Raw genomic sequence first — 11,606 nt, 5'->3', positions numbered from 1 at the left:
AAATAATGGAGGAGAATGGCATGTCTGTTTTAAATAAATTTGAAGCGGTGAAGAAGAATTTGTTTGTAAAGGAGCATCCATTAGTAGATGCTGATTTATCTTTTCGTATCATGTATATTTCTGGCTTGTCTATTTTAGTTTACGGTGTAGAGGAGAAAGAGGATAACGTGAGGGAAGAGCTAATGAAGACCATCAGTGAAGAGCTCCACATTCCTACTGAACAATTGGTCAACGTGAAAAAGGTTGGTCAAGACCCGTCAACAGCGCTAATTGAAGAGATCGTTGCCAATTTACAAGAGGATCGAATGAAGTATGCATTTTTGCTAGATTGTCATCGGATCGTGATGGGAATGGAAGATCGAGAGGGAACGGAAAAGGAAGAAATGAAAAAAATCGTTGCTTACTTTAAACAATTTCTACGCTTTACACCCACAGAGCAGCATTTTTTACAACTATTATTGAATGGTCTAGAAGAGAATGGGACGGAAGCTTTAAACAAAGCATTTACGTACGCCTATGAGCAGGCTATTTATGTAGAACGCAGGGACTTCTATTATTTTTTTCATGATGAAAATTGGGATAATGGGGATGAAAAAAGATATGAAGGAGCTTCAAGAAAGATTGAAGGAACAGAACAATGGATCTATTTTATTGATTACGAGAATAACTGCTTCCTCTGTCGCATGACACATGATAAAACGAAGCGGGAGGTTTTAGTAGAGTCAAAGGTTCGTACCTTTAAACTATATAAGGACAACATTTTTTACACTACTTATTTTAGTAATAGTAAGTCTGAAAGTTTGTGGAAAACAACGATGGATGGATTGGATCGCCGTGTCATTTGTGAGGACTTTGGGACGGAGCATTTTTCCCTTTATCTTGATCGTATTTTTTATCCGAAAGGGAATCGGTTATTTACGATGGATAGAAACGGTGCTAATACTAAGGAAGTAAATAGAAAAATTGCACTTTATAATAAGGGTGAATTTTTTTCGATTCACGATGACCTTGTTTATTTTATTAGTAATTATGGAAGCTTGTGCTCCTGCGACATTAGTAAGAAAGAATCTGACATTACAAAACATGTAGAAAAGCTCATCAATAATTACGCAGTAAACTATGGGGCAGTAAATGTGGTGAGCTTACAGACGAATAGAAATGGTGTGTTTTATTGTGAAAAACATAGTATCCATAAGCTAAACCGTTCAACTGGAGAGCTCAAGGAGATTATCAATAGGGACGATAAGATTGTAAGCTTTACATTGGATGAAGAGTCTCTTTATTTCACAGCGGTAGATCAAACGAAGGGTACATATGAGATTTATAGAGGAAAGACAAATGGTAAGGATGTAAAAATCATGGGACATGAAGGGGGCGTGGACCTTCAGCCACATGAACCTTTTCTTTACTTTTTTGACGAAAAACAAAGTAAACCGAAACTGGCTAGAATTTTTAGTGGTGGTTTATACATGAATGATACTGCGATGATTGGGAAAGGCGATCTAGATAGAGCAATTTCTAAAGCTGTTCATTCAATATCCGGTATTGTCAGTGCATTAAGTAAAAATGGAGGAATTTAAAAAGTTTCAACAAAAGTAGCGGAGACTATCAGGATTTGTCATAATTTCCCGGGAAATGGGAGATTTTTGGGTAGATTGAATTTGCAACCCAAAAATTTATGTAGAAAGGAGGCTGGTAGTGTGTCATTTATAGATAAATTACAGGCTGTTAAGCGTAATCGTTCTAAGAAACCACATCCAATGAGAGAAGAGGACGTTATGATTCGACTTTCCTATGTGACGTATCTTTGGCTTCTGTTGAACGAAAAAAATTATAAAACAAAGAAGTCGATTGCTTTTGTGGAGGATTTGGCCAATAGCTTGAATTTACTTCCTAATCAGCTATGGGACATTCGTAAAATTGACCAGCCAACGGAAGAGATGATTGAGGAGGTTTCCACTACCTTTGACTTTCCGTATCAGAAATATTTGTTTTTGCTAGATTTGGAACGGTTGTTTACAGAGATTCGTATTAGTGCAGCTTACAAGGAAGATGTAAGAAAGCTGTACATGGACTTATTCCATATGACCTTAAGGGAGCAGCATTTCATCTCCTTATTATGTGAAGCGGTTGGATCAGGTGAGAAGGGAAAGGCATACGAAGCATTCTCCTATGGGAAAAACTTCGGTCTTATTTCTAAATGGGAAAAATTTAGTTACCATCTTGATCTTTTGCAGTTAGATGAAGGGGAAGTGCAAAATGGTGACGGTGTATCCTCAAACTTGGAGGCCTTAGAGGATGGTATTTATTTTATTCAAAAAGGGGAGGGAGGTCCCCTCTTTAAAATACCTCATGAAATCCATAATGAAGGTTCGAAGGAATGGAAGATTTGCTCATTACGAGTACTAAGTTTTAAGGTTAATAAGAGATGGATTTATTTTACGGCATACAAGCAAAGAAGTAAGACTCCTAGCCTGTTTCGTTGTCATTTGGATGGAACAGAAACGAAGGAACTAGTGAAAGCTTTTTCTTACGATCACTTTTTTCTATATAATGATCGAATTTATTATTTTACCCGAAAGCAGCTCCTTTCGATCGGGATTGATGGTAGTGAGAAAAAGGTACATATAGATAAATTGACTGATTCACTTAAGTTGGAATTGATTTGGTGTGGGCGGAATATATCGTTGCCAAACAACTACTGTGATGCTTTTTCCATCGATTCGAAGGAAAAGGTTTATCTTTCACTGTGGGATAAAAAGCTTTATTTTACCCATACGAAAGGTATAGTGTGGTCGTACGACATTTCAACTGAGAAAGTGAATGTGGTGCTTGATAATAAAGGAGAGGAACGGATGAACATTTTGGATTTTAAATGCAACAAGGACGGGATATTTTTGTTAACCGATAAAGGGATTAGTCACTATAGACTTGATGGAGAGATGGAAGATACATTTTTGTCTGGAAAAAATATAGTGGAATTCTCTGCGCCAAATGAGGAAGGGATTCTTTATTATGTTAGTAAATATACAAAGAGTCAGCGATCCTATTACGCTATTTATTCCTATAATATGAAAAGGAAGAAAAGTACGAAAATAAGTAACGAATCTGGCGAATCGATCACGATCTTTCGTAATTGGATTTACTTTTATAATACGTGGGAAACTATAAAGCCATTATCACGAGTAACAGCGGATAAACTGCATATGTTCCCAGTGAAGTAGGTAGTTGTCGGTTATGTTATAAGGATAAAAGGAGAGTTGGCAGGAACGGTTATATTGGATAGTAGTGAGATGTTGGATTTTATAGAAATGTAAACTGGGAGAATAATTACTAATGAGGGTATTCTCCCAATGTTGATTTTATATTTCTACGAAATTAATGTGTCATTTTATTAGTTTTACTCTGCTGGTCGACCTACCATTAACTCTACTAGTACATTATTATTTTCATCCGCATTGGCATCAAGTTGATAGGCTTCTTCATTATTTTTTCCGTCGCTTTGAAAAGTGGTGCCGTACTGTACATACCCTGAACTAAAGAAGTTATATCCATTTCTAAAATCTTCATAGAAGGTCATTATTTCGTGCAGTTGTTTCCCTGTTGAAAAAACAACGAGATAGCCTTCACTAATGTATTCGTTATTGGAAACGTATTTAATGGCTTGAATTTCGTAGTCTGTTGGGAAGGGGACAAAGGTTAAGAAATCATTAGGAAGGTCGGTACCATCTAGTTCGATAATTGCTTCTATTAGTTCCTCTACTTCTTCCCTTTCCTCTGAGTTATTTACGTTAGTTTCAAATCCAATTGTAGCGGTACTTTCTTCGTTTTCATCCTTTTCTGAAGCTTCGTTGCTGTCATGCCCATCAATGTTGTTGGTGCTGGAAGAAACAGTATTTGAACTATCTCCATTGTTTGTTTCAACGGCCACAGAATGGTTGTTATTTTCATCGTCATTACACCCTAGAAATAGAAAAACAGAAGCAAGGAACATAGCAGCGAGGGGGAGTTTACGTAACATAGGCTGAAGTCCTTTCTCATTTAAATTTAATACTATGCCAATGGTAGCATACGAACGAATAGAATTAATATTATCCGAAAGTATGATTGTGGTTGTTGGCAGGAAAGGCTCCATTAAAGGAAGTTTTCATGGTAGACCGCTTATGCAAGCAAAACTATCACCATGGAGGATGAAAATTACTCATCGAGGAGTTCATCCATTTCTTGCGGACGCTTTCCTTGGGGCACGTCCTCAACTCCCCTAGCACTTACACAGTAAGTGCTAGGGGAGTTGAGGACTCGTGCTAATCCCACTGGAGTCGCTGCCTTCCACTACTGAACCGTTTCTATTTTCAGGGTAGACCACCCATGCAAGTGAAGATTTGCACCATGGCGCATGAAAATAATTTAAATCCAATTGGAATGAGTGGAATCCCACGAGACTCCTGTGGGAACAGCAACAGGTGAAGATCCCACACTTCGGCACAGTGTGCGAAGTGTGTAGCTGAGGCGTTGCCCGCGGTAAAGAAGACACTGTGATTGAGAACGGAGTGAAGCACAAGAATAGATGTCGCGCTTATACCCTTGTGGTGAAAGCGAAGTGGGATGAAACGAATGATTAATCTGACCTGTATTTGTTAACTCTGATAAGTTCGATAACAGCTATTTTCAGGGTAGACGAAAGTAAGAGTCGGCCAATGTTCCCGCAATAGGAAAAACGACATTTACAGGAACATGGGGGGAAAGTAAATTTGCGGGCACATAGAAGGTCGCCAATGAGCCTGGCTGTCGCATTTCCTTTTTCCATGACTACGGCAAATAGCATAAATGACGTATTCCGGTAAAAAGGGGAAGATCTATTCTACTGCAAATAGCAAGTTGATTCATAAAATAAATTATCATCGTAGGAGTCGCCAAAGTCGAATCCATAACCAATAATTTTCAGGAGACCTCTAAAGTAAGTTACACTTTATACTATGTGGTATAAAAATATTCTTTCAAGGTGTTTCATTCAATTGGTTTATGCTACTCTTTCATAGTAAGGGTAAAAGGTTTTATAGAGAGTTTCCAGTAAATGTTCCATAAGAGTTAAAAGCGAAACTAAATCAGGTTTTGTCTTGTAAATATGGATATGGATAAAAATAAAATATGTTAGAGATGAAAGGTTCTGTGGAAAATGGTAATAGAGTTATTGCTTGTGTTTTTCATATTGTTTTTTGGGAGTTTTGTACAGGGGGTTAGCGGTTTTGGCTTTGGCTTAGTTGCCATGAGTTTGTTACCGTTTCTATTTACAGTAAAGGAAAGCACATTACTTGTTGTGTCATTAGCACTCATACTAGCCACAAGTATTGCCTTGCAAATGTACAAGCACATTCAATGGAAGTCGTTGTTTGTTCTGCTAGGTGCTGGTTTAGTTGGGCGATTCGCTGGCTTTTTAGTTTTACGGGAATATGGGGAACTAGATGTACTGAAGGTGTTTCTCGGTGTGTTTTTGATTGGTGTTGTCATTTATTTGTTCCGCAGTAAAGGTCCCCAACCAGGTGCGGTTGTTAATAGAACGTGGCTTCCTGTTGTTCTTGGTTTTGTAGGTGGACTCATTAGTGGTGTTTTTGCTGTTGGAGGTCCATTTTTTGTTTTTTATTTTCTATTGATCTTTCATGATGATAAGTATGCATATAGCGCAAATCTTCAAGTGACATTTGCCATTACAGCCATTTTGACAGTGTCACTGCACGGCTTAAACGGTGATTTTACTTTAGAGTTTTTAAGTTACTTTGCTGTGGGGATTGTCAGTGTTCTAGTTGGATCAAGGATCGGCGTACTTTTTTTTGCAAAGCTTTCCCAACAACGGATTAAAAAGCTTGCAGCCGTAGTGGTGGCAGTGGCAGCAGTGAATTTGATTTTGTTTGGATAAGGGGTTGGATGAGTTTTGTGGTTCAATGAGCTAGTTTGGTGTTTCTATGGGCTATTATTGGTTTCCTATGAGCCGATTCTACATTTCTATGAGCATATTTGATCGTTCTATGAGTATAGAGAAATCTTATCGTCATGATCCAATGCCCACCCATCCATCCCCCCTATTACCTGAAAAAACGCACTGACACAGCATGATTCGCCAATAGAAAATAGTATATAAAAATTAAAATTATTTATAATAAAGTAACTACGACTACGACATCGACCGCATTTTGAGGAGGCTTTAATAAATTGTTTAAAACATCTTTAAAAACTGATTTCACTAACACAACAAACACAACCATTCCTCTAAAGTTGTGGGTCATTGTTTTTATGAGTATTTCCATTCCTTTGTTAGCAGATTATTATTTGTACCCAAATACGCCATTAACCATTTTTCTTTTGTTTTTAATTCCGATTGTTGTATTCTCTCTTTTTTTTACGTTGAAAAACTTGATAATCGGAACTTTTTTAGTTAATTTAGTACATTTTATATGGGGAACAGTGTTTGTGCCATATTTGTTTACCCCTTTAACAATGAATCGAATACTAAACCATTTTGGTTTTACAATAGTATCCTTTGCACTTGCCTTATTAATTTATGTGTATATTACAAAACGAAAAAAGGCAGAGGTTAGTTTAAGAAAAAGTGAAAAGCTGTTGGCTGAAACGCAACGCTTAGCTCAAGTTGGTAGTTGGGAAGCTGATTTGGTTAAAGGTGAATTATACTGGTCGAAAGAAACGTATCATATTTTTGGGGTCTCCCCGAAAGAGTTCCATCCAACCCATAACAAATTTTTGAGCTTCATTCCACCCAAGGAACAACAGTATATTCAACAAGAAATTGATAAGGCGTTTAATGGAGAAAAATACGATGTTGAACATACAATTTTACGGGCTGATGGGGAAGAAAGAATTGTAAAAGAGCAAGCACAAATTACTTATGATCAAGATGGGAAAGCCACTCATATGATTGGCTCCATCCAAGATATTACGGAAAAAAGAAAAGTGGAGTATGAACTAGAAAGAAATGAAGAACGGTTTCGGGCGTTAGTTCAGAATGCCTATGATGTTCTTGGAATCGTGGATGAGAATGGGGTGATTTCCTATAATAGTCCATCCTGTGAAAGGATTTTTGGTTATAGTACAAGCGAGGTTCGAGGATTAGATAGTTCTAGGTATAATCATCCAGAGGATCGACTGAAAGCATTTAAATTATATAAAAAGGCACTAAAGTACCCTGAAAAGCCTGTGAAGGAAGAATTAAGACTCCGCCATAAAAATGGGGAGTGGGTATATTGCGATGTAATTTTTACCAATCTACTCAATAATGAAAATATTAGAGGGATAGTAGTAAATATTCGTGATATAAGTGAACATAAAGAGTTCGCCCAAAAAATTGAGTATATGGCTTTCCACGATTCAGTAACACAGCTCTTGAACAAGAGAGGAATAACGAAATTATTAACAGAAGAGATCCAAAAGGTTCGAATGTGTAAGGATACCTTTTCTATTCTTTTTCTAGATTTAGATGGATTTAAAGATGTAAACGATACGTTAGGTCATGAAATTGGTGATGCCTTATTAAAGGAAATTGCATCTAAATTCGAAAAGTTAATCACGAATGGAGAGATTGCTCGATTCGGTGGAGATGAATTTGTTATTGTTTTAAAAAATACAGTGGAAGTAGAAGCTGTGAAAGTAGCTAATGACATTCTTCACATGTTTCGCACCCCGATTCCAGTGAAGCAATATAAATTAAATATTACGAGCAGTATCGGTATTGTGTTGTATCCTGTTGGAGGAGAGGAACTTGATACGTTATTAAAAAATGCAGATATTGCAATGTACAGTGCAAAACGTTCTGGAAAAAACATATATAAGGTTTACGACAAAGCAATGGCCATGAGTAAGAGGAGCTTTCAATTACAAAATGGACTGAAGGAAGCTATAAAAAATGAAGAGTTTTTATTGTATTTTCAACCACGTATTTCTGCACAAAATGAAAAAGTAGTTGGCTTTGAAGCATTAATTCGTTGGGAGCATCCAACGTTAGGATTAATACCACCTACGGAGTTTATTTCTATTGCAGAAGGAACAGGACAGATTATTGAGTTAGGAAACTGGGTTTTTGAAGCAGCATGTAAGCAGTTAGTAACATGGGATAGTATGGGATATGATTTTTTTACAATGTCCATAAATATTTCTACATTACAATTGATGCAGGTGGATTTATACGAACGACTAAAGGAAATAGTTGAACGATACGAGGTAGATCCGAAAAGATTGGAGTTAGAAATTACTGAAACAGCAATGATTGATAAAGAATTGGGTCTTCAAGATAATCTTATAAAAATTAAAAACTTAGGAATTCGTATTTCTATTGATGATTTTGGGACAGGCTACTCCTCTTTAATGTACATTCAAAAATTTATGGCAGATACTTTGAAAATTGATGGATCGTTTATTTGGAATCTTGAAAAGGACAATCGAAGCGAAGGAATTGTTTCTTCTATTATTTATCTAGCAGAATCATTGAATTTAGATGTAGTTGCGGAAGGAGTAGAAACAAAGGGGCAATATGAAAAACTAAAAAAAATGAATTGCTTAGAGATGCAAGGCTTTTATTTTAGTAAGCCTCTGCCAGTAGCTGAAGTGAATGAGCTGTTAAAGGAAGAAGAGTGGGTTTAATCGTAATCCTACGCTTCTTCCTTTTTAAAAGAAAGTATAAATTCTTACTTTGAAAGTTGTCTAGCTCTAGGCGCCATCACCTCGTATCAAATAACCTGTCCGCATAAAAAGTAAAAAGCACTTTTTAACGGCCGGAATATCTGCATATCGGTGGGAGACAGGATGTCGATATTACGCCGTTACCTAAAGGACGTAGGCTGTACTTAGGCAGAATTGGGGCGCCTTGTGCTTTTCTTATTCCTTGTGTGTAAGCTTCTATAAACAATGAGGGAGTAAATATTTGGTAAGGAAAAAGGGGACATTCTTCCTGCAAAAGGGAAAAAGAAGGTTTGCAGGAATATAGAAGTTCGCCAATAAGCCTGCAAAAGGGAAAAAGAAGATTGCAGTCCGATAGGAGCCGGCCAATAAGCCTGCAAATGAAAAAAAGAGGTTTGCAGTCCGATAGGAGCCGGCCAATAAGCCTGCAAAAGGGAAAAAGAAGGTTTGCAGGCGTATAGAAGCGAGCCAATAAGCCTGCAAATGGAAAAAAGAAGGTTTGTAGGCGTATAGGAAGGCGCCAATAAGCCTGCAAAAGGGAAAAAGAAGGTTTGCAGGCGTATAGAAGCGAGCCAATAAGCCTGCAAATGAAAAAAAGAGGTTTGCAGTCCGATAGGAGCCGGCCAATAAGCCTGCAAATGGAGAAAAGCAGGTTTGCAGGCGTATAGAAGCTTGCCAATAAGCCTGCAAATGGAAAAAAGAGGTTTGCAGTCATATAGAAGGCCGCCAATGATCCTACAAATAGTGAAAAATCGAAAATTCGGGAGCTTTCGTTGGACTATAATTAATTCAAATGTACGGCCGTGGGTATTATGCCCGTTTTCTTCTAATCCTTGATTTTTAGACCAAGAAGTTGGGCGAAACCAATGGCTTGTGAGGGAGTTACCACGCAGTCCTCAAGGTTTTCCATAGATACATTCAGCCTTTCAAAGCTACACGTGCTCAAATCCACCCCAGCTAGAGAGGTTCCATGAAAGTTTCCGTCGTGTAATTGGCAATGTTGAAAAGCAACTTTTTTAAAAAGACATTCCACGTAGTCAGCGGTTGATAAAGAGCAAGAATCGAATTTTACGTTCTTAAGTTTGCCATAACCAAATGAAACTAAGTTAGCTTTGCAATTTTCAAAGATTATGTTACCTAGTGTTGCACCTGAAAGGTTTAATCCCAATAATTTTGAATCTTTGAATTCCACACGATGGATAATGCTGTCACTTAAATCTCCATTTGATAGGTCACATTTATGAAAAATAACATCTGTAAGTTCAATATTAGGAAAGGTAGTATCTGTAAATGTCACATTCTTAAATAGGACTTGGTCGAAGCGGAGCCCTTCACCCATACCTAAACGTTGTAGTTCATCACCACTTATTTCACAGTCTCGTATCTCACACATGCTTAAATATCCATCCTCAAGTGGAGAAAAGTCCCCCTGTGATAACGTTGCTGGGATTTTTGGTTTTTGAATATTAAAAGGGGTTGCCATTTTCATCCGTCCTTTTCCTTATTAAATAGATGTCCTTGTATCGTTTGTTGGTATTTTGCAATTTTATCCACGTTGATTTCTGTAAAAAAGAGCTTTTCTAGTGATACTGGATTACTAATTTTCGTTATATCCATCCCTCTATAGATAATCTCTTTCATAGATGTGGATTCACTATTAGAACCATATTCGGCAATAAGGATATTTACTTGTACTAATCTTGCCATTTCTTCTTGATATAAAAAATGTGATTGAAGACAAGTTGATCCTCCATTACTCTTAACTACCTCAGAAATAATAATATTTAATTTTGTTCGTGAATCGATGGCTTTTTTCATGATTGTTAGCCACGTGTTATTACTATCACTTGTATCCGATGTATCTTCTGTTAATAATTGGAGGAAAAAAGTTGTTCTCGCATCATTGTATAGAATAAATCCTAACCACATTACATCTTCCTGACTAGTTGACAATGCCTTTTGAAATGCATTCTTGGATTCTTGTAAAAATAAGATGGCTATTTCACGTTCTTTTCCTATTAATTTGTCCTTCTGAGCAATAATTTCCTTTAGTTGGTCAATTTGTAGTAAGTCTGCATCAGGTAACTGCAAATTCTTCTTTAAAACCGCCATTGCTTTTTTGTTATATAGTAATCCTAAGTAATTATAATAAACAGTTCTTGTAACAGAATTTTTTAAAATCATACCTCTAACTTCAAATAAATCTGAATCGTGCTTTAAGGTTTGTTCATGCGTTAATTTTTGATACGACATGATTGCATGAATTAGTTTTACAGTTTCTTGGATTAAAATGAGATTTCCTGTGTTTATGAAGAGTAATTCTTTTTCACGCTTACGTATTAATCTTAATATGTTATCCATTTTTTTCTGGTATTCATGATGATCTTTTCTATTAACATTAAAAAGAGCAGGAAATAACACAATTAAGTCAATAAAGTGCTGTAGATTATCAGCAAACTCAACGGCAGTTTTTGATTTCCTTTTAAATCGTTTTTCTAAATCAGAAAATATTTTTTCTTCTGTTTTGTTAAGGTCTTTATCATCGAAGTCTTTAATTAAACTAGGGAGAGAGATGACATAACTCTCATTTTCAAGGATGTTTCCTTCCATTTTCGTAATCTTGTTTACACTATCTATAGAGCTAAAGGTTTCCAGTGCAATATAAAATGCTAGTAGTGCGATGGAAAGTGATAGAAAAGAAACGGTAAACGATGGTACGTCTAATTCTGGACTACTTTGATATTGCGCAATGGAAAAGTAAGTGGCTACACCTAAACCAATAATGATTAAAAAGATAAAAATTTTATGGATTTTAGTAATTCTCATGAGATAGAGTCCTTTCATTAAAGAGTGCATGGATTATATTTGCTGGATTACTGATTTTCACTTTTGTATTCTATGAATATGTAAATTATACTATAAAG

8 protein-coding genes are annotated in these 11,606 nt (G+C 36.5%); 4 read left to right on the top strand and 4 right to left on the bottom strand.

Annotation, left to right across the window (positions count from 1 at the left end; translation table 11 throughout):
* Positions 1 to 20 precede the first annotated feature (20 nt).
* Together QA612_RS17845 and QA612_RS17840 are read left to right on the top strand one after the other, a co-directional pair.
* A complete protein-coding gene (locus QA612_RS17845; RefSeq protein ID WP_278285185.1) occupies positions 21 to 1,580 on the top strand; it encodes a DUF5050 domain-containing protein in 1,560 nt (519 codons plus the stop codon).
* A gap of 120 nt (positions 1,581 to 1,700) precedes the next feature.
* Positions 1,701 to 3,224, top strand: coding sequence for a DUF5050 domain-containing protein (locus QA612_RS17840; RefSeq protein WP_278285184.1), 1,524 nt, complete (start codon positions 1,701 to 1,703; stop codon positions 3,222 to 3,224).
* A gap of 176 nt (positions 3,225 to 3,400) precedes the next feature.
* On the opposite strand, the gene QA612_RS17835 is transcribed toward QA612_RS17840, so the two are convergent.
* Positions 3,401 to 4,135 carry a hypothetical protein gene (locus tag QA612_RS17835; RefSeq protein WP_278285183.1) on the bottom strand — a complete coding sequence of 245 codons (735 nt, stop codon included), beginning with the start codon at positions 4,133 to 4,135 and terminating at the stop codon, positions 3,401 to 3,403.
* A gap of 1,041 nt (positions 4,136 to 5,176) precedes the next feature.
* Here QA612_RS17835 and QA612_RS17830 point away from each other — a divergent pair.
* Together QA612_RS17830 and QA612_RS17825 are read left to right on the top strand one after the other, a co-directional pair.
* Positions 5,177 to 5,914: a sulfite exporter TauE/SafE family protein gene (locus QA612_RS17830; protein WP_278285182.1), complete on the top strand. Its 738-nt coding sequence runs from the start codon at positions 5,177 to 5,179 to the stop codon at positions 5,912 to 5,914.
* 293 nt (positions 5,915 to 6,207) lie between these two features.
* Positions 6,208 to 8,646 (top strand): bifunctional diguanylate cyclase/phosphodiesterase, encoded by a 2,439-nt coding sequence (locus QA612_RS17825; RefSeq protein WP_278285181.1) that lies wholly within the window; start codon positions 6,208 to 6,210, stop codon positions 8,644 to 8,646.
* A 124-nt stretch (positions 8,647 to 8,770) separates the two neighbouring features.
* Here the strand turns inward: QA612_RS17825 and QA612_RS17820 are convergent, their stop codons facing one another.
* From QA612_RS17820 to QA612_RS17810, 3 genes are all read right to left on the bottom strand, one after another.
* Complete coding sequence (locus tag QA612_RS17820; protein ID WP_278285180.1) at positions 8,771 to 9,397, bottom strand: hypothetical protein; 627 nt, start codon at positions 9,395 to 9,397, stop codon at positions 8,771 to 8,773.
* A 111-nt stretch (positions 9,398 to 9,508) separates the two neighbouring features.
* Positions 9,509 to 10,165: a pentapeptide repeat-containing protein gene (locus QA612_RS17815; RefSeq protein WP_278285179.1), complete on the bottom strand. Its 657-nt coding sequence runs from the start codon at positions 10,163 to 10,165 to the stop codon at positions 9,509 to 9,511.
* A 2-nt stretch (positions 10,166 to 10,167) separates the two neighbouring features.
* Positions 10,168 to 11,508, bottom strand: a complete 1,341-nt coding sequence (locus tag QA612_RS17810) for a hypothetical protein (protein ID WP_278285178.1) — start codon at positions 11,506 to 11,508, stop codon at positions 10,168 to 10,170.
* Between the last annotated feature and the right edge of the window lie 98 nt (positions 11,509 to 11,606).

The sequence above is a fragment of the Evansella sp. AB-P1 genome (genome assembly GCF_029688925.1).
Lineage (GTDB): Bacteria > Bacillota > Bacilli > Bacillales > Salisediminibacteriaceae > Evansella.
The sequence above is the reverse complement of the archived record's forward strand: the minus strand, read 5'-3'. Positions and strand labels throughout refer to the sequence as shown.

Excerpts from the sequence above, each read along its gene's own strand:
- QA612_RS17845 (WP_278285185.1), top strand. The coding sequence starts at position 21 with ATGTCTGTTTTAAATAAATTTGAAGCGGTGAAGAAGAATTTGTTTGTA.
- QA612_RS17835 (WP_278285183.1), bottom strand. The coding sequence starts at position 4,135 with ATGGAGCCTTTCCTGCCAACAACCACAATCATACTTTCGGATAATATT.
- QA612_RS17830 (WP_278285182.1), top strand. The coding sequence starts at position 5,177 with ATGGTAATAGAGTTATTGCTTGTGTTTTTCATATTGTTTTTTGGGAGT.
- QA612_RS17820 (WP_278285180.1), bottom strand. The coding sequence starts at position 9,397 with ATGACTGCAAACCTCTTTTTTCCATTTGCAGGCTTATTGGCAAGCTTC.
- QA612_RS17815 (WP_278285179.1), bottom strand. The coding sequence starts at position 10,165 with ATGGCAACCCCTTTTAATATTCAAAAACCAAAAATCCCAGCAACGTTA.
- QA612_RS17810 (WP_278285178.1), bottom strand. The coding sequence starts at position 11,508 with ATGAGAATTACTAAAATCCATAAAATTTTTATCTTTTTAATCATTATT.